Origin of the sequence: Allobosea lathyri (assembly GCF_900108245.1) — a bacterium.
Classification (GTDB): Bacteria; Pseudomonadota; Alphaproteobacteria; order Rhizobiales; family Beijerinckiaceae; genus Allobosea; species Allobosea lathyri.
The window spans coordinates 379,409-400,726 of the sequence record NZ_FNUY01000002.1; the positions used below are offsets into that span (position 1 = coordinate 379,409).

The window sequence follows — 21,318 nt, forward strand, 5'->3', positions numbered from 1 at the left end:
GTTCGCTTCACGCTGCGCGCGACCGGCGAACCGCATCCGACAGATCATGAAACATGGTCATCACGAGCGGGCGGCGATCGAGATTGTAGGTTTCCACCTCTCGAGCCGCGCGAACCAGCTTTTCCCATACCTCCGCGAGCGGTGCAAGGCGGGCCGGGCGCGCCGCGGCATGCGCATGGAGATGATCGGAAAGCCAGCTCTGCACGGTTTCGATCATCACTGCGAAATCGCGCTCCCCCGCCTTTCCGGCGACATCCTCGGCCAGGGCGAGCAAAGCGGTCAGGTCGATGCCGGGCAAGGCATCGAGACGCGCGCGCACCGCCTCGACCAGCGCCAGCGTTTCGGGGTCGACATAGGTCAAGGCGCGTCGAACCGAGCCGTCAGACAGGCCAGCCGCGCGGGCGAGCGCGGAATCGTCATAGGGACCGCCCATCCGCTCCAGCGCGATCCGGCCGGCCTCCGCGACATCGGCGTCGCTCAACGCATCGAAGCTCAGAAGCCGGCAACGCGAGCGGATCGTCGGCAGCATGCGGCCGGGCGCATGTGCCACGATCAGGAAGAGCGCGCGCGGCGGCGGCTCCTCGAGCAGCTTAAGCAAAGCGTTGGCGGCCGAGCGGTCCATATCCTCGGCCGAATCGACGATCGCGACCCGCCATCCGCCCTCTGCCGCGCTCGATCCGAACCGATCGAGCACGCGCCGGACCGAGTCGACGGGAATGTTGCTGGTGTAGCTCTTGCCATCGGGCTTTTGCGTGCGGCGCAGCAGATGCAGGTCGGGATGGGACTGCGCCATGACCCGCCGGGTCGCTGGATCCGCTTCCGGCATGGCGAGGGATGCAGCCCCCACGGCACGCTGCGCAGGGTCTCCGGAGGCGAGTACGAAGCGCGCGGCGCGATAGGCGAAGCTTGCCTTGCCGATGCCCTCGGGCCCGCCCAGCAGCCAGGCATGGTGCATCCGCCCCGAGCGCAGCGCTGCAAGGAAGCCTTGCTCCTGCACCTCATGGCCAACGAGCGCCAGCGTCTCGCGCGGATGCGGCGCGTTCGGCAGCCGGTCGGGTTCGTCGCTCGTCTCGCGCATCAGGCGTCCTGCGGAATGGGTAGGCGTTCTCGCAGTGCAAGCCACGCCGCCTCGGCCAGGGCCGCGGGCGTCTGCGTCGCATCGATAACGACGCAACGTTCAGGCTCGCTCTGCGCAATGCCGAGATAGGCTTGCCGGAGCTTGCTGTGGAAAGCCAGCGCCTCGCTCTCGAAACGGTCCCGGGTCTCGCCCGGCGCCCGTCGGCGCGCTGCACGGGCGAGCCCGATCTTCGGATCTAGATCGAGGATAAGCGTGAGGTCCGGCAATAGGCCTTCGATGGTCACACGCTCGAGTTCGGCCAGAAGGCCAGGGTCGATGCTGCCGAGTTCACCCTGGTAGGCTCGGGTCGAGTCGATGAAGCGATCGCAGATCACCCAGTCACCACGCGCAAGCGCCGGTCGGATCAGGCGGTCGATGTGGTCGATGCGCGCGGCGGAGAACATCAGCGCCTCGACGAAGGGGCCATGCTCCTTGATCTGCCCGGAGAGAATGGTCTGGCGGATCGCCTCAGCCTTCGGGGAGCCGCCCGGTTCACGGGTCACCACGACGTTGATGCCGCTGCCCTCGAGCCGCTCCGCCAGAGCGCGCGCCAGCGTCGACTTGCCGGCGCCCTCCCCGCCTTCCAGCGTGATGAAATGTCCTGTCGTCACGATGCCGCTCAGCTCCGGCCCAGCGCCTTGCGGACCCAGCCGGTCGCGACCTCCATGAGGGCGTCGAATGCCCGGCTTTGAAGCGTGCCGGCCTGGACCGTCTCGGCCGCATAGAGCGGGATATCAAGCGTTTTGACGTCGCCGCGCGTGACCAGCAGCCGCGCAACCTCCGCGCCCTCCTGGACAGGCACCGTAAGCGGACCGCGATAGACGATGCGGGCATTGATCCGTTCGCTGCTACCGCGTGGTAGCAGCAGGTTGACCGGCCCCTTCGCCTTCAAGGCGACACGGCCCTTCTCGCCGCCATAGACACTGGCCTCGCCGACGATGTCGCCCTCCGCGAAGATCCTGCGCGGCTCGAAGGCACGAAACCCCCATTCCAGCAGCTTGCGGCCTTCATTGGCGCGATCGCGCGCCGTCTTCAGCCCGTTGACCACCACGATGAGGCGTTGGCCGTTCTGCACGGCCGAGCCCACGAGCCCGAAGCCCGCATCGTCGATGTTGCCGGTTTTCAGCCCGTCGGCGCCGATATCCATCGCCAGCAAGGGATTGCGGTTCTGCTGCCTGATCTTGTTCCAGGTGAATTCACGCTGGCCGAAAATCTTGTAGAGCTCTGGATAGGTCTTGATGATGTGGTCGGAGAGCCGCGCCAGCTCGCGGGCGGTGACCTTCTGCTCGGGGTCGCCCATGCCGGTGGCGTTGCGGAAGACGGATTTGGTCAGCCCCAGCGCCCGAACACGCTCCGTCATCAGCCGGGCGAAATTCGCCTCATCGCCCGCGACCGCCTCCGCGAGCGCGATCGAGGCATCGTTGCCGGACTGGACGATGATGCCCTGCAGGATATCGGAAAGCTTCACCCGGCTGTGGATCTGGGCGAACATGGTCGATCCGCCGGAGATGCCGCCGCCCTTGCGCCAGGCGTTTTCGGAAATGCCGATCTCGCTGTCGAGGGTCAGCCGCCCCTGGGCGATCTCCTCGAACGCAACGAGGACGGTCGCGATCTTCGCGAGGCTCGCCGGGACCATCAGATCGTCGGCGGCTTTCTCGTAAAGCACCGCGCCGCTGGCGGAATCGAGCAGCACCGCGAAAGGGGCCTGCGACTGAAAGCTCTGCGCCTGCGCCGGCACGGATGAGAGAAGCCCTGCCACAGCCAGAATCAGCGCCGGAACAACAGTGCTCCACGCCGGCGGCGACTCAAATCTCTCAAGGCGAAAGGCAGAACCGCTCATGCTCTGATGTGAAGCAGAGCCCGGCGCGAGCGGTCAAGCCTCGAACGCGTCAATTCCGCGCTAGCGACTGCAGTGCCTGAGGAGCGAGATCGCGGTTGAACGGATGCGTCTTGGCAAAACGCTGCGTCGGCGCAAGTTCTGGGGCAGCGAAAAGGCTTGCCACGCTCGTCCGCGCGGGGATTTGCGCCGAGCGCGGCCGGGCGGGAACAACAACCGGGGTCCCGGCGTTTGCAATGGTGTCGAGATCGAAAGGCCGATTCGGCGGCAGTGGTGCTCCGCGCACTGGCACGCCGACCGATGAGGATGTCGAAACGAGCGTGGCGGCGATCGGCGGCTGCGGCGCAATCATGCGCGTTGCCGGAGCGTAAGCCTGGGCGACGGGCTGCGATACCGCTTGTTCGATGACAGGTTCAGGACGCGTATCTTGACGCATATCCTGGAGATCGGCGCTGCGCGAACGGGACGTGGCGACCGAGTCGGTGCTTGCGACCATGGTCGGTGCGCTGGTTCCCGGGACGGCGGCGGGCTGGCCGTCGGTGCGTAGCGTTGCGAGCAGCAATTTATCGTCAGAGCCGCCCAGCGAAGCCTGGCCCAGATATTCGAGCTTGATCCGGGCGGTGCCGAGATGGCGGAACGCCAGGGCATCCGCCGTACGTTGTGAAACGTCCATCAAGCGGTTGCCATGATAGGGGCCGCGGTCATTGACCCGCACGATGATCGAGCGGCTGTTCAACAGGTTGGTGACGCGGGCATAGGCAGGCAGCGGCATGGTCGGGTGCGCGGCGCTGATGCCGTTGCGGTCATAGACCTCGCCATTGGCGGTGCGCCGCCCGTGGAAGGCCTCGCCATACCAGGAAGCGGTTCCCACAGCCGTGAAGCCGAGCGGTTTGTCATAGGGGGTATAGCGCTTCCCGGCCACGGAATAGGTCTTGCCGATCATCTGGCGACCGCCGCCCTTGGGCACCTCTTCCCCTTCCGCGACGACGCGCGGGCTGGCAGGGCCATATTTGGCCTGGGAGAAAGCGCCGATCTCTTTCGAACGGCCGCGCTTGGCGACCTGATCATTAGCGCAATTGGCCAGGAACAGGCCGGCCAGGGCAACGCAGCCCAGGCGCGTGACACGTGCTGCGGTGCTCGAACAAGATGCTGCGCCTTGATCAGAAACGACGTCTAGCGGCGGCGAGGCGGAGCCGGATTCGGTTGAAGCAGACAAGGGTGCCGATGCCGAAGAGCGTGCGCCTCGTATCATTCCGTCGATCCGCTTTCTGCGCCGAAAACCAACGTGCCGGCCAAGCCGCATCAGCGGCGAAACCGAAGTTTTCGGTCAATCCTGTTAAGGGATCGTTAAATCGGCGACAGGTGATCGCAGTGCCGTTAACGAGACATCCCGTGTGCCCTTGGGCGGGCACAAAGGTGTCGGAAATGCGGCACAAGTCAACCCGCCGCACTTTTGGCCACAGTTTTCCACGGAGCGTGACGTCTACGCCACGCCTGCGCCGACATTCGAAATGGGAATGTTCGAAGGCATTTTCCAGCGCGAAAACAGTTCGTTGAAAGCTTTTTGCGGTCCGGACTTGCCAAATCGCGACGCGCCCGGCATTGACTGTCGTCGCCGGAAGGGTGGCCGAGTGGTTTAAGGCAGCGGTCTTGAAAACCGCCGTAGGTGAAAGCCTACCGTGGGTTCGAATCCCACCCCTTCCGCCAGCACACCGCCAGCAGGCCGGCCGCCATCATCCCGAGAATCGTCGGCGCCCGCCCCGTCTTCTCCCGCTGCAGCCTAAAATCGTCGGGCGAACGCCCGACCGACCCGTCTCGGCGCTACCTGTTCGAGCGAAACTCGCGAGGTGTGCAGCCCGTCGCTTTTTGGAAGGCGCGCGCGAAATTGGCTGGAGAGGAATATCCCATCTCTGCCGAAACACGGGTGATCGAGCCATTCGTGTGCCTGAGCAACTCGGTGGCCCGCTGCAAGCGGGCCGCATTCGCCAGGCTGCGAAAATCGGTGCCAGCCTGACTTAGCTCACGTTGCAGCGTTCGGACGCTGGTAGCCATCGGTCGCGCGACGCGATCGATGGACACGCTGCCGGTGAGAACCTGAGCCCGGACCTGCTCCATGACGACGTCGAGCAGATCGCGTGGAGCGCCGCCGGGCCGGTCTCGGGCCACGTCCTCGATGGTGACGATGGGCCATGCCCCACGGTTGGGAGCAGCCGACAAGAGGTGGCGCTCCATGACGATCGTCACGGCGGGCGCGTGGAACAGGACGGGGCACTGGAAGAGATCTTCGAACAGCCCGATCTGGCGCGGCCTGCTGATATTGAGTTCGATGCGCAGTGGCCGCCAGTCAAAAGGCAAATAAGCCCTGAGGACGCTGAGCAGAACGCCGGCAGCCGCTCCGGCGATCATGTCGTAGCCCCCGTGGCCAGCCAAGGCAAAGACGTAGCTATAGCGTGCCTCGTCGCCGACGATGGCGACGGACATCCTGTCATGGGTGCTGTGATAAGGCAGCGCCGCAATGGCCCGCTGGATGGATTGGCCGAGGGTATCGGCTCCCAGAACGTAGCTCCCGAAGCTGCCGTAATTGCCTGCGTTCATCATCGGCGCGATCAGGAGCCCAAGATTGGGCTCGCCGGCCACCCTTGCCGCGGCATTCACGAAGCCGAGGACTGCGGCATGCGGGATGAAACAATTGCGGCCTTCGGTCAGCTCCAGATCGAAGCCTGCCGCGCGGTTTGCCCGCAGAAGCGCGCTTTCCCCGATTTCATGACGCAGGAATGCCGGCAGCCCGTGCAGGATGTGGCTCGAGATGACTGGGATCTCAGCCACGCGCTGGACGCTCCGGAATGTCGCAAGGTTGGCGCAAAATGAGTGGTCTCAAGATCCGATTACTGCTTTGTCACATACTACGAGTGCTGCCGGCAAACGGAAAACCCGATTTGGCCGTTGGCATAGCTTTGGTATGGCTGAAGGAACGTGCGTCCGTGAGCGGGAGGAAATTGATCAGGCTAGCGAAACTGACACTCTTCGCGACCTTGTCGTGTTCGGGAGTGGTGCTGGCGGAAGATTCAACGGGCAGCCCCGGCGATCTGGCCAAGGCGGCGCAGAACCCCGTTGCCGACATGATCAGCGTGCCGTTCCAGAACAACTTCAACTTCAATGTCGGTCCGCACAAACAGCTGCAGAATGTCCTCAACATCCAGCCGGTGATTCCGATCACGCTGAACAAGGATTGGAACCTGATCACGCGCTGGATCACGCCTGTGATCTCGCAACCGGCCCTGACGGTGAATGGCGACCGCGAGTTCGGCCTGGGCGACATCAACCCCAGCTTCTTCTTCTCGCCGAAGCAGCCGACGCACGGCATCATCTGGGGCATCGGCCCAACCGTCGTACTCCCCACCGGCACCGACAAGACCCTCACGTCGGGTAAGTACTCGGCGGGGCCAGCCTTCGTAGCCCTGGCAATCGAAGGGCCCTGGGTCGTCGGCGTCCTCGTCAACAACGTTTGGTCCTTCGCGGGCAAGAGCAACCGCAGCACGGTCAACGCAATGACGCTGCAGCCGTTTGTGAACTACAATTTCCACGGCGGCTGGTACCTGACATCCTCCCCCGTCATCACCGCCAACTGGGAAGCCGGCCAGGGCGACCGCTGGACGGTACCAATCGGAGGCGGTTTCGGGCGCGTGTTCAAGATCGGCCATCAGCCGGTCAATGCGCAGCTGGCAGCGTACTATAATGTCGCAAAGCCCAGCGGCGCCGCCGATTGGCAGCTGAGGGCCCAGCTCCAGTTCCTGTTCCCGAAATGATGGGCGAACAAGCCGCTCATGGGGTGCCTCTCGGATGTCGTGGTCGCGCCAAACGCCGACATACAAGCGGCTCTGAATTGGCCGTTACTGCATTGTCAATCATCGCCGACGTCGCGTAACTTCATCTTGCTACCTATGCGCGCTCAGCCACAACACTGCGAACCATAAGGAAGTGTTCAAATGATCACGAAACGCGATCTGCTTGGCTCTGCTGCGCTGGCGGCGCTCACCGCCACGATGGCGAAGGCCGACATCGTCTCCCCCCCGGTCATTGAGCAGAACAATGCCGAATGGCCCAGCCTGTTCGAGGCCAAGGACATCGCCGAAGAAGGCTTCATCTACGGCCTGCCGCTGGTGATGTATTATGCGGTGATGCAGGAGTTCGCCGTCGATAGGAACTCGGGGCAGTTCAAGGCACCGTTCAACGAAATCAAAAACCTGAACCATGTCGCCACCCCGGCGGACACGGCAATCATCACGCCGAACAGCGACACCCCTTACTCGTTCATCTGGATGGATTTGCGGGCTGAACCGATGGTGATCTCGGTGCCGGCGATCGAAAAGGAGCGCTATTACTCGGTCCAGCTCATCGACGGCAACACCTACAATTTCGGCTATATCGGCACGCGCGCCACGGGGACCGAGCCGGGCGACTATCTGGTCGTCGGGCCGGACTGGAAAGGTGGAACGCCCAGCGGGATCAAGAAGGTCTTCTCATCGACGACGCCGTTCCCGCTCGCGATTTTCCGCACCCAGCTTTTCAATCCCGGCGACATGCCGAACGTTGAGAAGGTCCAGGCCGGCTACAAGGGGCAACCGCTTTCCGCCTTCCTCAAGCAGCCCGCCCCGCCCGCCGCGCCCAAGCTCACCTTCGTTCCCGCCAGCACCGCCGGGATCAGGCATAACTTCTTCGAGTATCTCGACGCCGCCCTGCAATTCGTCCCCGAGACGGCAAGGGACAAGGCGGTTCGCGCGAAGCTTGCGAAGATAGGCATCGGCCCCGCCAAGACCTTCGCGTTCAAGGATCTGTCGTTCGAGCACAAGGCCGAAATATTGGTGGCCATGAAGCAAGGCAACGGCAAGGTCGACAAATGGCTGGCCGGGGGAAACAAGAACATCAACGGCTGGAATGTCGGCTCGTTCTTCGGCGACGAGGCCTTCTATAACGGTGATTGGATCATGCGGGCCGGGTCTGCCAAGGGCGGCCTGCTTGGCAATGATGCCGTGGAAGCGATGTACCCCTATACCCGCACCGATGCGACCGGCGAGGCGCTCGACGGCAGCAAGCACAAATACACGATCACTTTCGCGCCTGGCCAGTTGCCGCCCGTGAATGCGTTCTGGTCGGTTACGATGTACGACGGCAAGAGCCAGTTCCTGGTCAAGAACCCGATCAATCGCTACCTCATCAACTCTCCGATGTTGCCGGCGATGAAAAAGGACGCGGATGGCTCGGTGACTCTGTACATCCAGAAGGACAGCCCCGGTGCGGACAAGGAAGCAAACTGGCTTCCGGCGCCGGATGACAAGATCTATCTCGTGATGCGCCTCTATTGGCCGAAGCCTACACCGCCTTCGATCCTGCCGGCGGGCACAGGAACATGGCAGCCACCGGGCGTGAAACGGGTCTGATAGTAGACGAGAGGCTTGGGACGCCCCCTAGTCGCAAGGTCATTGCGATAACGCGGTCGTGTTCCGTTCCGTCTCCAGATTCGGCGTAATATTCAATCGGAATTCTTGCCAAGGCGACCCGAAACCGGGTCGCCAATATAATCGGCTTGCCATTTTCGCTCAAGACTTGCGGCTCTTATACTTTTAAACAGGAGATCATCATGTCCAAAACTCTCGCTGCCATGGCCTTTTCACTCGTCTGCGCAGCCTCGTCTTCGGCGACGGCCCAGGTTCCGCTCACGAGCTATGTCGATGCCAAGGGCTTCATCGATGTCCAGGCCCTGACCTGCGCGCAACTCGCCGGGACCTTCCAGGAGGACGCCGACTTACTTTCTGCCTGGTATAGCGGTTGGTATAACGGCCTCGCCAAGAAGCATTTCCTTGACCTGAAGAAGGGCAAGGTCGTCGAGCACGAGCTCATCGTCTACTGCAAAGCCAATCCCGAGAAGAAGATCATCGAGGCGCTTGCGGTCGTGTTCAAGGATGAGCGCGCCAAGCTCGGAATTCACCTGAAGTGAATATTTGAAGCATCGGCAATCAATTCGGGTAGCGCCAATCTCAGCCAGGATAGAACGTCATGAGCACATATATCTCAGTCGGGATTGCGCTATCACTCGGACTGGTCCTTGCAGGCTGCCAAACTTCGCAATCAAGGCAACAGCAGCTTGCCGCGATTTGTGCTGATCCGGCCAACCGGCAGCCCAATACCCTCTACTGGGCAGAATGTCAGTCGCTTTACCCGTCGACGAGCCGGCAGTTGCAAAAGGATTACGCGCTTGGGGCTCCGACAGGCGACTGAGGTTCGGGACCGGCCGTGCCGTAAGAGAACGCGCGCGGGCCAGAGAAACCTTACGAGCAGATCAATATTGCATAGCCCCACAGTCTCTCCGCCATTCTCAAAGGATTCATTGGATATGCCACCCCGCACTATAAAAATCTGTGCCGGAATTGCCTTCGCAGCGTGCTCGATCACCGCGCAAGCTGCCGACCTGCCTTCGCGAAGGATCGAGCCCGCCCTTCCCTTGCCGCCTGCATTTACCTGGACCGGTTTCTATGTCGGTGCCCAGGCCGGCTGGGCGCAGACCAGAACCGAGTTGACCGCAGGCGCCGCGATTGCCGGTCGAGCCGCGGTTGCTTCGTTGCCCAGCCTGGACAAGAACGGCGCCGCGGTCGGCCTGATGGTGGGCTACAACTACCAGATCGGCCAGTTGGTCCTCGGTGGCGAGATCGATGGCTCTGCCCTCATCACCGGAAAACAGCGTCATACCGCACTGACCGGCGACTTCATCACCGCCCATACCAATTGGGTGGGCTCGGCCAGGCTGCGTGTCGGTTATGCCTTCGACCGGTTCATGATTTACGCAACAGGTGGTCTCGCATTGGCCGCGCCGAAATCCACGGTGACGGGCACAGGTTACTCCTACGGTGCTGGCGATAGCGCTCAGCTCGGCTGGACACTGGGCGCCGGGGCCGAATACGCTATAACGAACAACTGGATCGCTGGTCTGGAGTATCGGTACTCGCAGTTCCAGGAGGATACTTACGCCTATCCAGCCGGTGTCGGCGGGCTTGGGATCGTCGGCTTCAAGCATCAGCTGAGCACTAATCAAGTTATCGGCCGGCTGCTCTACAAGTTCTGATCGTCTCGGCCAGACTGCGCGCAGGCCGTCAAAATTCCATCTCACCCTTCACTTTCGAACGGGGCTACGACATGAAGTATGTAATCTTCGGCTTCGGGGCCTTGGCCCTGGCGGCGACCCTCTCTCCGACGGACGCGAGCGCTGTCGTTTGCGCACGCGGGGTCGTGCGGGCTGGTTGCGCAGGGCCTAGCGGAGCGGTCGTTGTGCGTCGCCCGGTCGCTCCACGTGCCGTGGTTGTCGCGCCCGTGCGACGCGGGTGTACGATCGTCAACGGCAGGCGCGTGTGTCGCTGACGTCGGGCCAGGCCCCATTCAGCCGGAGAGCAGATGCCCGCTGCGGAGCCTTGTCCAGCCTTTCTTGCCCAGCCTTTCTTGCCTAGGCTTTGCAACGTCGGATGAGGCGCTGCAGCGAGATCGCCAATTCGTCTTCGCTGCGCCCTTTCGCAACCTCAACTCTGAGCTTGGTCAATCATTGCCCGCTTTTGGTCGTGAATGGGGCTGTCTTTAGCTCGCGGACCAAGGTGGCGACGAGTTCAGCCGCTGGCATCGCACGGGCGAGCGGAGCCCCCTGACCGGCCCAGTGAGCGCCATAACCATGCTCGCTTTTGGCTTTTGCGGCGGCATGGAGTGCCTTGCCGGCGTCATACGCGATCGGATAATCCGGCGGCATCCGGTCAGCGACGCTTTGATGGAGGTCGGTAAAGCGACTGGCGAGGGACCGCGCCGGCCGACCCGAGATGAGCGATGTCAGCCGTGTATGATGGGCGCCCGGCCCCGCCAGAGCCGCGCGATAGGCGTCATCGGCCGCCGATTCCGGACAGGCTATGAAAGCGGTGCCCAGCTGAGCGGCGATAGCGCCAAGATTGAGCGCGGCAGCAATGCCGGCGCCATCCATGATGCCGCCCGCGGCGATGACCGGTAGCTTGCTCTTTGATACGAGGACGCGTGTCAGAGCGACGGTTCCCAAGGCATCGTCGGGAGCGGCCGGATCGAACACGCCGCGATGCCCTCCAGCCTCGATGCCCTGCGCCACGATCACATCGATCCCGGCGGCTTCGATCTTCCGGGCCTCCTCAAGGCTGGTCGCCGTCGCAAGCAACATTGCGCCTGCCTGCTTCAAGCCCTGGATAGCCTCGGTTGAAGGCAGGCCGAAATGAAAACTGACGACCGGTGGCTTCGTCTCGATCAGCATCGAGAGCATTTCGGCATCATCGGCAAAGCTCTTGTAGATCGTCCGCAGTGACTTCGGAGGCTCTGCCCCGAACTCCGCAAAGAGCGGCGACAGCCATTCCAGCCACGCCGTCTCGCGCTCGGGATCGGCTTTTGCTCGGCCGTGCACGAATACATTGATGTTGAAGGCGCGATCGGTCCGCGCTCTCAGATCCGCAATCATGGCACGGGCGCCAGCGGCATCCGTTGCGCCTACGCCGAGTGAGCCCAGCCCGCCAGCATTGGACACGGCGGCAGCAAGGGCAGGTGTTGAAACACCCGCCATCGGCGCCTGCACGATCGGCGCCGCAATTCCCAGCCTGTCCAACATTCCGGCCTCCTTGGTTCGGCAAAGTTCGTTGACTCAAATTCTCAAAAAGAGAATACATAATCGAATTCGTTTCTCAATGGAGAATTTGAGTGGATTTTGCCGCGCTCGCCGTTTTTCGAACCGTGGCCAGGGAGCAAAGCGTTACTCGCGCAGCGGAACTGCTCGGGCGCGTGCCGTCGAATGTCACAACCCGCATTCAACAGATCGAGGAAGCAGTCGGCGTGCCGCTGTTCCTCCGCGAGCGAAAGGGCATGATGCTCACTGCGGCGGGACGGACATATCTCGACTACGCAGAGCGGATCTTGAACCTCGCGGATGAGGCCGTTCAGGCCGTCAATCCGGCAGGGCCGGCCGGAGTGCTACGCATCGGCTCGATGGAATGCACCGTCGCAAGTCGATTACCTGTGCCGCTTGCCCGTTTCAACGAGCGTTGGCCCGAGGTTACGATCGACCTTTCGACAGGGCCGACCAGATATTTGATCGATTCGCTCTTTGCGCATCGCGTCGATTGCGCACTGATCGCCGTTCCGTCGGGCGAGTGGTGGCTGGGACCGCACGATCTCGACAAAACCCCAGTCTTTCGCGAGGACCTCGTGCTGGTTCTTCCGCATGGGCATCCCGAGGTGCGGTGCGCGCAAGATCTCAAACCGAAATCCCTGGCCGCCTTTGCACCGGGCTGCACCTACCGCATGCTCGCCGAGGAATGGCTGACCGGCTTTGGCATGGTGAAAGGGCGGTTCGCAGTCCAGGAGGTTCGCTCCTATCACGCCATGTTCGCCTGCACGACGGCAGGTTCCTGCTTCAGCATCATGCCCCGCACCGTGCTCGACTTGTTGCGTCTCACCGGCGCCGTCGAGGAGAAGGCACTGATGCGGGTCGATACCTATCTTGCCTGCCGGCCTGGATTTTCAACGCCCGCCTTCAACGAATTCCGCGACATGCTCGCCGGGTTCTCGGACATCAAGGCTGAGGCCGATGCCTACAGCAAATGAGCAGGGGGCAACAATCGCCGCTGCGCTCGTGAGCTTGCCGTCATTGCGAGGAGCGAAGTGACGAAGCAATCCAGGAGGACGTAGCGCTCTGCCGCGCTGGATTGCTTCGCTGCGCTCGCAATGACGGTTCAGACCGATCGAAACCTGCTCTGGCGCCACCAATATGGCCGCGCCCCCTCCCCGCCGCGGCGTTTCCGACAGCTATTCGTGACATAGGAACAGTCTATTAGGCCGGCTACACCGATCCGATTATCGTCGCGATCCGTACAATCCTCGCGGTCGGGTCAGGTCAATGTTCGATATCAGACAGCGGGCCGCTTCAGAGAATGACGGCCCTGTCGCTCTTTTGCTGGATGTCGAGACGGCCACCCTCGGCCATATCCTGACCGGGGGTTTCATGGCGCCATCGATCCAGCGGCTGAACGACGACGGACGCATCTGCGGCCCGGCCCTGACGGTCAGCGTGCCGCCCGATGACGGGGTGATCCTCGGCCATGCGATGACGCTGGCACGGCCGGGCGATGTCGTCGTCATCGATCGGCAAGGCGACGAGCGCCATGCCTGCTGGGGCGCCGTGATGACCGCGGCTGCGCTTGCGGCAGGCGTTGCCGGCGTCATCATCGACGGCTTCGTCACGGATGTCGCGGCGATCCGCGCTGCCGGCCTCCCCGTCTGGTGCCGCGGGCGCTCGCCGCTGACGACGAAACTGCTCGGACGCGGCGGCTCGATCCATGCCGATGTGACCTGCGGCGGCGTGCGCGTGCGCTCCGGCGACCTGATCCTGGCCGATGAGAGCGGGGTCTGCGTACTCGGTCCCAGCGAAGCCCTGGAGCTCGCTGAAAAGGCACTTGCGATGCAGGCGACCGAGCCGGGGATCATCGCGCGGCTCGCGGCGGGCGAGCGGATCGACGAGATCAACGGCTCGCGGGCCCTGATCGAACAAGCCCGGGCGACCGGCACGGCAGAGAGCTGAATTCACCCGGCCAGAGGCGGCGCCGGGACGGCAGACGACGCAAGAAGCAGACGACACAAAAACAACAGGGGATTACAGCCATGATACGATTCAGGATCGCCGCCCTCGCGGGCGCCATCGCCTTTGCCTCTCTGGGGCTGTCCGCCCCGCCGGCGCAGGCCGGCAAGGCGGACGACACGTTGAACGCTGCCTTCGCGCTGGAGCCCGAGGCGCTCGACACCTACAAGATCGCCGGCCGCGAGGGGCTGATCCTCGCACGCCATATCTATGATGGTCTGCTCTACAAGGATCTCGACAGCGGCGAGATCAAGCCGGCGCTGGCCAAGGCCTGGCGCTTCGTCGATCCCACGACGATGGAGTTCGATCTCCGCGAGGGCGTGGTCTTCCACAATGGCGCGAAATTCACCGCCGACGACGTGGTCTACACCCTCAACACCGTGCTCGACCCGAATTACGGCACACGTTTCCGCATTGCGGTCGACTGGATCGAGAAGGTCGAGAAGGTCTCGGACTTCCAGGTCCGCATCAAGATGGCAAAGCCCTTCGCGGGCGCTGTCGAGATGCTGGCCGATGCGCTGCCGATCTATCCGGCTGCCTATTTCAAGGAGGTCGGCTCGGCCGGCATGGCGGCCAAGCCTGTCGGCACCGGCCCCTACAAGCTGACCGAGATGACCCCGGGCATCCGCTACGCCTTCGAGCGCTTCGATGGTCACTACGCCGGCAGCCCCAAGGGCAAGCCCGCCATCGGCAAGATCGTCGTGCGCACGATCCCGGAGCTCAACACCCAGTTCGCCGAGCTTCTGGCCGGCAAGCTCGACTGGAGCTGGCGCATTCCGCCCGACCAGGCCGCCCGCCTCGCCAGCCGCATCCAGATCGTCAACGGTCCGATCATGCGCATCGCCTATGTCGGGCTCGCTGTGAACGCCAAGGGCAAGGACTATCCGACCAAGAACCTGCTGGTGCGCCGCGCCATCAACCACGCCGTCAACCGCGAAGCCATCGTCAAGGCTTTCGCCGGCGGCGCCTCGCAGGTGCTGAATGCGGCCTGCAATCCCAAGCAGTTCGGCTGCGCGCAGGATGTCGCGACCTATGCCTATGATCCGGCGAAGGCGAAGGCGCTTCTCACCGAGGCCGGCTTCGCCAACGGCGTCGACATCGAGATGGTCTTCGCCGCGATGCCGCGCCCGGTGGCGGAGGCTGTCGCCTCCGACCTTGCCAAGGTCGGCATCCGCGTGACGCTGAACGAGCAGCAATATGCGGCCGGCGTGCAGAAGTGGCGCGCGGGCGAACTGCCGGCCTTCTTCACAAACTGGGGCAGCTACGGCACAGGCGACGTCGCCTTCATCATCTCCAACTTCTTCGGCGGCGGCGCCGACGACCTGGTGCAGGACAAGGAGGTCATCGACCTCGTCACCGTCGCCGACACTGCCCAGGACCGGACGCTGCGGCAGGAGAACTATGCCAAGGCGCTAAAGAAGATCGCCGATCAGGCCTATTGGCTGCCGATGTACGACTTCAACATCAACTATGGGCTGTCCTCGTCGCTCGTCTTCAAGCCGCATCCCGACGAGTTCGCCCGCTGGTGGTTGTCGAGCTGGAAGTAGGCACCCGCACCGAGCCGTCACTACGGGCGACCGCAGCGAGACCCGGAATCCTTCGTAAAGCGCGGCGCCCTTCGATGGATTCCGGATCGGCGCCGCTTCGCGCCTTGTCCGGAATGACGGCGCGTTCGGAGCAGATCCTGAGCCCCGCAACAGCCTCTGGACAGAGAACGCCATGCTGCCCTTTCTAGCGCGACGCCTGATCGTCGCCGTTCTCGTCGCACTCGCGGTGTCGGCGGTCGCTTTCGGGTTGATGTTTGTCTCCGGCGACCCCGCCGTCGTGCTCGCCGGCCAGGCCGGCCGGGCGCAGGATGTCGAGTTGATCCGGCAGGCCTATGGGCTCGACCGGCCGATCGTGATCCAGTTCTTCAGCTGGCTCGGCAAGGCGTTGCGCGGCGATTTCGGCACGAGCCTCTATTTCAACCTGCCGGTGGCTTCGATCGTCGGCGAGCGGCTGCCCGTGACGCTGCTGCTCGGCAGCGCCGCCTTCTTGCTCGCCATGATCGTCTCGGTGCCGCTCGGCATCGTCGCCTCGCTGAAGCCCGGCGGCGCGCTGGACCGCGCGGCCCTTCTGCTCGCCGTCCTCGGACAGGCGATCCCGAGCTTCTGGCTGGGGCTGATCCTGATCGTCGTCTTCGGCGTCTGGTACGGGCTCGTCCCGATCTCCGGCACCGAGACCTGGCAGGGTTACATCCTGCCGGTGATCGTGCTGAGCTACTACGCCATGCCGGCGCTGATGCGCCTGACGCGTGCCGGCATGATCGATGTGCTCGGGGCCGACTATATCCGCACCGCACGCGCCAAAGGGCTCGCCCGGCTGCGCATTCTGCTGGTCCACGCCTTGCGCAACGCGGTGCTGCCGCTGGTCTCGCTGGCCGCCGTGCAGTTCGGCATGATGCTGTCGGGCTCGATTGTGATCGAGAGCGTCTTTGCCATCAACGGGCTCGGGCGGCTCGCCTGGGAATCGCTGCTACGCAGCGACCTGCCGGTCGTCCAGGCGATCATCCTGATCCTCTCCCTGATCTATGTGACGCTGACGACGGTCGCCGACCTCATCAACGCCTGGCTCGACCCACGCCTGAGGAGCGCCTGATGACGACGCTCGAACTCGACACCCACATCCTGCAGCGCCGCAAGCTCTGGCGCAGGGTCGGCCGCAGCGCGGGCATCCGCATCGGCGGCGGCCTTTTGGTGCTGATCGCCTTCATCGCCTTGTTCGCGCCGCTGCTCGCGCCGCATGATCCGATCGCGCAGGATCTGACGCGCCGCCTGCTGCCGCCGTTCTGGCAGATGGGCACCGATCCGTCGCATTGGTTGGGAACCGACCATCTCGGCCGCGACTATCTCTCGCGGCTGATCTATGGCGCGCGGGTCTCTCTGGGAATCGGGCTCGGCGTGACGCTCTGCGCCGGTTTGATCGGCACGATGCTGGGGCTGCTCGCCGGCTATTTCGGCGGCAAGACCGACATGCTGATCAGCTTCATCATCACCACGCGCCTCTCCTTGCCGATCGTTCTGGTCGCATTGGCCGCGGTCGCGCTCGGCGGAGCTTCGCTGCAGACGCTGGCGATCGTGCTGAGCCTGCTGCTCTGGGACCGCTTCGCGGTCGTCGTCCGCTCGGCGACGCAGGGGCTGCGCAACCGCGAATTCGTCCAGGCCACTGTCTCGTTCGGTGCCTCCAGCCTGCATGTCATGCTGCGCGGCATCCTGCCCAACCTGCGCAACACGCTGATCGTCGTGGCGACGCTGGAGGTCGCCAATGTCATCCTCCTCGAAGCGGCCCTGTCGTTCCTGGGACTCGGCGCACGACCGCCGACCCCATCCTGGGGCCTGATGATCGCGGAAGGCCGCGAGCAGATCCTGTTCGACCCCTGGCTGATCGCCCTGCCCGGTTCCGCACTTTGCCTGCTGATCCTGGCGGTCAACCTGCTCGGCGACGGCGTGCGCGACGCGCTCGATGCCACAACCTCCTGACCCCGCGCTGGCGACGCCGGACGTCTCGCGCTTGCGCGAGCGGCACGAGCCATGCATTGGAAGCGCAGACCCAGCCTCGTTTCCGCCGCCGGCCGTCAAGACCGGAGCGAACTTGACGCGAGGCGCAAGCTGCGTTGCGATCCCGTTTCGTGGCGGGACAGCCGCAGGCGCGGCTCCCGGCGGCGATACAGACGGGACGCTCAGGAGACCGTTCGTGAATGCAAAGCGCCCAAAACTGCATCACCTGAACTGGAACCTGCTTCACACGTTCCTGGTGATCGTCGAGGAACGCAGCATCACGCGCGCGGCCGACAGGCTGCTCGTGCGCCAGCCTTCGGTCAGTGCGGCCCTGCAGCGGCTCGAGGAAACGCTCGGTGGCCAGCTCGTTCAGCGCGACAGCAGGCGCTTCGTCCTGACCAAACGCGGCGAGCTACTCTACAAGGAATGCGTTGATATCTATCGCAGCGTCGCCCGGATCGGCGACAAGCTGTCGGAAGAGCATGATGAGCTGACCGGGCTTGTACGGCTCCAGGTCGTCACCCATGTCGTGCTGCCGGCGCTGGATCGTGCACTGACGCTGCTCAACCGCAAGCACCCATCTGTGACCGTGCGCATCGATGTGGCGACCAGCCAGGACATTGTCCGCGCCGTGTCGCAGAAGCTCAGCCCCTTCGGCATCTGCCTGCTGCCCAACCCGCTTGCCGGCCTGAACTGCCGGCGTCTGCTGCGCGAGGAGTTCGGCATCCTCTGCGGGCGCGACCATGCGCTTCACGGTCGCCGGGACGTGCCCCTGCAAGATCTGACCGACGAGCCGTTCATCGCACTGGCCTGCGGCCAGGACGGGGCGCTGGAGCCGATGGTTTCGCTGCGCGAAGGCGCTGGGCTGGGCAGCCGCACCGTCGGCGCGAGCCCCAATCTCGAGGAGGTCGCGCGGATGATCGCGGCGGGCATGGGCATCGGCATACTGCCGTTGGCCTCGGTGCAGGACGCCGTCGATTCCGGCGTTTTGTGGAACCTGTCCTCCGCGAGCGACGATCTCGGCGCCGATCTCTATCTGATCAGCAGCCCGGCCATGGACATGAGCGCCGCCGAAATCGCCTTCCAGGGCTTGTTGGAAGCGCAGCTGGAGGCAGAAGATCAGCAACCCCCTGCCCTTCAGAGCGGGTTCCCGGCCGAGATTCCGCATCTGCCGCTATAGCGCGCGACGCTTTTGACCGTGGCTTGGAGACCGTTTGAGAATTCGAGCCCTCATCCTGAGGAGCCGCGAAGCGGCGTCTCGAAGGATGCTCAGGATGAGGGCTGGGGACGCGCTTTTAACGGTCAGCGCGGGCCAGCACCGTCTGCAGGAGCACGTTGAGGCCGGGCTCCAGGTCCTCGCGCGTGCAGAGTTCGGCATTATTGTGGGTGATGCCGCCCTTGCAGGGTGCGAAGATCATCGTCGTCGGCGCGTGGCGGGCGACGAAATAGGCGTCGTGCCCGGCCTGGCTCAGGATGTCCTGGGTCCGATAGCCCAGCGCGAGCGAGGTCATGCGGACCTGATCGATCAGCTCCTGCGCGAAGATGCGTCCACCCCATTTCCAGACATCGAGCACCTCGGCGGTGCAATCGGTGCGCGCTGCCGCCTCCCCCACTGCGCGGCGCATGCGCTCGGCCATCACCTCGGAAGTTTCAGGGTCGGGATGGCGGACATCGCCGACGGCCTGCGCCCAGTCGGAGAGGATGCCCGGCTTGTTGGGCCAGGCGACGAGGCGCGCAGCCGTGGCCTTGCCGCCGCTGCCGGCATGATCCCAGCCGAGATCATCCACCGCCACAAGGAAGCGCGCGCCTGCCAGCAACGCATTCTTGCGCCGCTCCATCGGCCAGGGGCCGGTATGGGCGGTTTCACCGCGGAACTCGACCAGCATGCCGGTGGACGGGAAACCGCCGGTGACGACACCGACCTGCATGCCGTCCCGATCGAGGATCGGGCCCTGCTCGATGTGGAACTCGAAATAAGCGTCGAACTCATGCGGGCTCGCCTCCATCTCGCCGAGATAGCCGATGCGCGCCAGTTCCTCGCCGATCGACTTGCCGTCATCGTCGCGCCGGCCTTGTGCCCAATCAAGCGTGTAGGCGCCGGTAAAGCAACCGGAGCCGACCATGGGTGGCGAGAAGCGCGCGCCCTCCTCATTGGTCCAGTTGACGACTTCCAGCGGCCGCCGGGTACGATGGCCCAGCGCATCGAGCGTGCGGCAAACTTCCAGCCCGGCCAACACGCCCGCGATGCCGTCGAAGCGCCCGCCATTGATCTGCGTATCGAGATGGCTGCCCATCACCACGGGCGGCAGGCTGTCATCCGTTCCGGCCCGCCGGGCAAAGATATTGCCGATGCCGTCGACGCGGATGCTCAGGCCCGCCTGGCGACACCAGCCGACGAACTCGTCGCGGATCTCCTTGTCGGAATCGGACACGGCAAGCCGCGAGAGGCCGCCCGGCCGGCCGGGGCCGATTTCGGCCGAGCGCTCGATCGTGGCCCAGAAGCGTTCGATATCGACGCGGGCATTTGCAGGCAGGGGCATGGCGATCTCTTGTCTTGATGCTTGGCCCCGCACTGCCTGGGCACGAGCGGGCTCGATCAACGATCCGCTTGGACATTCACGGGAGCGCGCAGCGCTGACAAATAGATATTGGCTATGCCTGACATCCGCGCGCCGCGATGCCGCCGCCGCTGTTTCGACGGCAACAAGCACGAGCCTGCGACGGCTGCGCTTTGCTCAGATCTCGGCGGCGTCGAGCCTGCGATAGAGCGGCAGCGCGAACGGGGCGATCTTGCGGACGATGCTGCGGAAGGGCTGCGCCTTCGGCTCGGAGAGCGGCAGGCCCAGCGTCTCGATGGCAGTCCCTTGCGTCGCCTTGGCGAGCTCGCGGCCAAGCGAGATCGAGAGCGCCACCGCCCGGCCGTTGCAACCGGTCCAGCCATAGCCCTCGGGGCCGAGCCGGTGGATGCGGGGATAGCCCGGCACCTGCGGCTTCAGCAGATCGTCGGGCGTCATGCCGATATAGCCTGACCAGACATAGTCGAACGTGACCTCCCCGAGCTGCGGCCAGAGCCGCTTCAGCCGCTCGGCGATCGGAGGGCGCAGATTGGCCCCGCCCGATCCGGGGAACACGGCCGCACCGCCCGTCACCAGCCGGTCGCGCGCATCCCAGCGCGCGAAATAGAGCTCGCGATGCGTGTCCGACATCGCCTGCCTGCCGGGAATGATTGTCTTGGCGATATTGTCGCTGATCGGCGTCGTCGCCATCTGCCAGGACAGCACCGGAATGACCTCGCCCGCCACTTCGGGGGCCAGTCCGGACTCGAATTCATCGGTATAGGCATTGGTCGCCAGCACCAGCGCACGGGCCGTCACCGAGCCCTTTGCCGTGTTGACGACCCAGCGCCCGTTCTGATGCGCCATCGCGGTCGCCGGCGAGCGCGCATGGATGGTGGCGCCGAGCTTGAGCGCGACCTCCGCGAGGCCACGCGCCAGAGCGAGCGGATTGATATGTCCGCCCGTACGGTTCCAGAAGCCGCCGAACCAGGCCTCGGAACCGAGCATGGCGGTTGTCGCCGCCCGATCGAGCAGTTCGACCGGCGCGCCAATCGCCGACCATTCCTTCACCCGCTTCTCAGCAAGCTTGAAGCGGCCGGGCGAATGGACCGGCTGAACCCAGCCGGCCTGCTCGGCTTCGGCGGGAATGTCGTATTTCCGGACGAGATCGAAGAGATATTGGGCGCTGTCGCGCAGCACGGCGTTGAAGCGTTCACCGGCCTCGCCATGACGCTTCACCATCGCCGACGGGTCATGCCCGGCAAGCGTTGGAATCACCTGCCCGTTGTTGCGGCCCGAAGCGCCCCAGCCCGGCTCCGCCGCCTCCAGCACCGCCACCTCATGCCCCATCTCGCGCAGATGGATCGCGGTCGACAGGCCGGTGAAGCCCGCTCCGATCACCACCACGTCTGCCGAGATGTCGCCCTCGAGCGTGGCAAGGACCGGACCGGGCTGGGCGGTTGCCGCCCAAAGCGAAGGCGGCCAGACGAAAGAGGGGGAGGCTGTCATCGGATCGGTCTCTCGTTGCGCTGATCGACCGGGCAGTATCATGCCGGCCCACGCCTGCTGCGCGCCTTGCGGCAGCGACATGGATA

The 21,318-nt window shown here is 64.2% G+C and carries 19 protein-coding genes and 1 tRNA gene; 12 read left to right on the top strand and 8 right to left on the bottom strand.

Features of this window, described 5'->3' with window-relative positions; genetic code table 11:
• Positions 1–7: 7 nt before the first annotated feature.
• From C4S73_RS06135 to C4S73_RS06150, 4 genes are read right to left on the bottom strand one after another with little or no spacing between them, the layout of a single operon-like run.
• Positions 8–1,078, bottom strand: coding sequence for a DNA polymerase III subunit delta' (locus C4S73_RS06135; RefSeq protein ID WP_103871585.1), 1,071 nt, complete (start codon positions 1,076–1,078; stop codon positions 8–10).
• Positions 1,078–1,728: a dTMP kinase gene (gene tmk / locus C4S73_RS06140; protein WP_244595460.1), complete on the bottom strand. Its 651-nt coding sequence runs from the start codon at positions 1,726–1,728 to the stop codon at positions 1,078–1,080. Before tmk ends, C4S73_RS06135 begins: the two co-directional genes overlap by 1 nt.
• An 8-nt stretch (positions 1,729–1,736) precedes the next feature.
• Positions 1,737–2,957 (bottom strand): D-alanyl-D-alanine carboxypeptidase family protein, encoded by a 1,221-nt coding sequence (locus tag C4S73_RS06145; RefSeq protein WP_103871587.1) that lies wholly within the window; start codon positions 2,955–2,957, stop codon positions 1,737–1,739.
• A gap of 49 nt (positions 2,958–3,006) precedes the next feature.
• Entirely contained in the window at positions 3,007–4,170 is a 1,164-nt protein-coding gene (locus tag C4S73_RS06150; RefSeq protein WP_244595461.1) for a septal ring lytic transglycosylase RlpA family protein, read from the bottom strand.
• A gap of 401 nt (positions 4,171–4,571) precedes the next feature.
• Here C4S73_RS06150 and C4S73_RS06155 point away from each other — a divergent pair.
• Positions 4,572–4,661: transfer RNA gene (locus C4S73_RS06155), tRNA-Ser, on the top strand.
• A gap of 114 nt (positions 4,662–4,775) precedes the next feature.
• On the opposite strand, the gene C4S73_RS06160 is transcribed toward C4S73_RS06155, so the two are convergent.
• The gene (locus tag C4S73_RS06160; RefSeq protein ID WP_103871589.1) at positions 4,776–5,780 is read right to left on the bottom strand and encodes a helix-turn-helix transcriptional regulator; all 1,005 of its coding nucleotides are present in this window, start codon (positions 5,778–5,780) and stop codon (positions 4,776–4,778) included.
• 38 nt (positions 5,781–5,818) lie between these two features.
• Here C4S73_RS06160 and C4S73_RS06165 point away from each other — a divergent pair, with 38 nt between their 5' ends.
• The 5 genes from C4S73_RS06165 to C4S73_RS06180 all read left to right on the top strand — a co-directional run bounded on the left by C4S73_RS06165 (position 5,819) and on the right by C4S73_RS06180 (position 10,071).
• The gene (locus C4S73_RS06165; RefSeq protein WP_244595462.1) at positions 5,819–6,760 is read left to right on the top strand and encodes a hypothetical protein; all 942 of its coding nucleotides are present in this window, start codon (positions 5,819–5,821) and stop codon (positions 6,758–6,760) included.
• A 180-nt stretch (positions 6,761–6,940) separates the two neighbouring features.
• Positions 6,941–8,392 (top strand): DUF1254 domain-containing protein, encoded by a 1,452-nt coding sequence (locus tag C4S73_RS06170; RefSeq protein WP_103871591.1) that lies wholly within the window; start codon positions 6,941–6,943, stop codon positions 8,390–8,392.
• A gap of 200 nt (positions 8,393–8,592) precedes the next feature.
• Positions 8,593–8,949, top strand: coding sequence for an HdeA/HdeB family chaperone (locus C4S73_RS06175; RefSeq protein WP_103871592.1), 357 nt, complete (start codon positions 8,593–8,595; stop codon positions 8,947–8,949).
• Between the two features lie 59 nt (positions 8,950–9,008).
• On the top strand, positions 9,009–9,230 hold the full coding sequence (locus C4S73_RS27855) for a hypothetical protein (protein WP_146071287.1): 222 nt from the start codon (positions 9,009–9,011) through the stop codon (positions 9,228–9,230).
• 115 nt (positions 9,231–9,345) lie between these two features.
• A complete protein-coding gene (locus C4S73_RS06180) occupies positions 9,346–10,071 on the top strand; it encodes an outer membrane protein (protein WP_103871593.1) in 726 nt (241 codons plus the stop codon).
• A gap of 468 nt (positions 10,072–10,539) precedes the next feature.
• Here C4S73_RS06180 and C4S73_RS06190 read toward each other — a convergent pair whose 3' ends face one another.
• Complete coding sequence (locus C4S73_RS06190; RefSeq protein ID WP_103871595.1) at positions 10,540–11,610, bottom strand: NAD(P)H-dependent flavin oxidoreductase; 1,071 nt, start codon at positions 11,608–11,610, stop codon at positions 10,540–10,542.
• An 89-nt stretch (positions 11,611–11,699) separates the two neighbouring features.
• On the opposite strand from C4S73_RS06190, the gene C4S73_RS06195 reads away from it, so the two are divergent.
• The 6 genes from C4S73_RS06195 (at position 11,700) to C4S73_RS06220 (ending at position 18,348) form a co-directional block, all read left to right on the top strand.
• Positions 11,700–12,602, top strand: coding sequence for a LysR family transcriptional regulator (locus tag C4S73_RS06195; protein ID WP_103871596.1), 903 nt, complete (start codon positions 11,700–11,702; stop codon positions 12,600–12,602).
• A 292-nt stretch (positions 12,603–12,894) separates the two neighbouring features.
• Positions 12,895–13,575, top strand: a complete 681-nt coding sequence (locus tag C4S73_RS06200) for an RraA family protein (protein WP_103871597.1) — start codon at positions 12,895–12,897, stop codon at positions 13,573–13,575.
• Positions 13,576–13,655: 80 nt separating this feature from the next.
• Positions 13,656–15,179, top strand: a complete 1,524-nt coding sequence (locus C4S73_RS06205; protein WP_103871598.1) for an ABC transporter substrate-binding protein — start codon at positions 13,656–13,658, stop codon at positions 15,177–15,179.
• Positions 15,180–15,351: 172 nt separating this feature from the next.
• The gene (locus C4S73_RS06210; RefSeq protein WP_103871599.1) at positions 15,352–16,269 is read left to right on the top strand and encodes an ABC transporter permease; all 918 of its coding nucleotides are present in this window, start codon (positions 15,352–15,354) and stop codon (positions 16,267–16,269) included.
• The gene (locus C4S73_RS06215) at positions 16,269–17,150 is read left to right on the top strand and encodes an ABC transporter permease (RefSeq protein WP_103871600.1); all 882 of its coding nucleotides are present in this window, start codon (positions 16,269–16,271) and stop codon (positions 17,148–17,150) included. Before C4S73_RS06210 ends, C4S73_RS06215 begins: the two co-directional genes overlap by 1 nt.
• A gap of 214 nt (positions 17,151–17,364) precedes the next feature.
• A complete protein-coding gene (locus C4S73_RS06220; RefSeq protein ID WP_103871601.1) occupies positions 17,365–18,348 on the top strand; it encodes a LysR family transcriptional regulator in 984 nt (327 codons plus the stop codon).
• A gap of 115 nt (positions 18,349–18,463) precedes the next feature.
• On the opposite strand, the gene C4S73_RS06225 is transcribed toward C4S73_RS06220, so the two are convergent.
• Together C4S73_RS06225 and C4S73_RS06230 are read right to left on the bottom strand one after the other, a co-directional pair.
• Positions 18,464–19,708 (bottom strand): Zn-dependent hydrolase, encoded by a 1,245-nt coding sequence (locus C4S73_RS06225; RefSeq protein WP_103871602.1) that lies wholly within the window; start codon positions 19,706–19,708, stop codon positions 18,464–18,466.
• 195 nt (positions 19,709–19,903) lie between these two features.
• Positions 19,904–21,232 (bottom strand): NAD(P)/FAD-dependent oxidoreductase, encoded by a 1,329-nt coding sequence (locus C4S73_RS06230; protein ID WP_103871858.1) that lies wholly within the window; start codon positions 21,230–21,232, stop codon positions 19,904–19,906.
• Between the last annotated feature and the right edge of the window lie 86 nt (positions 21,233–21,318).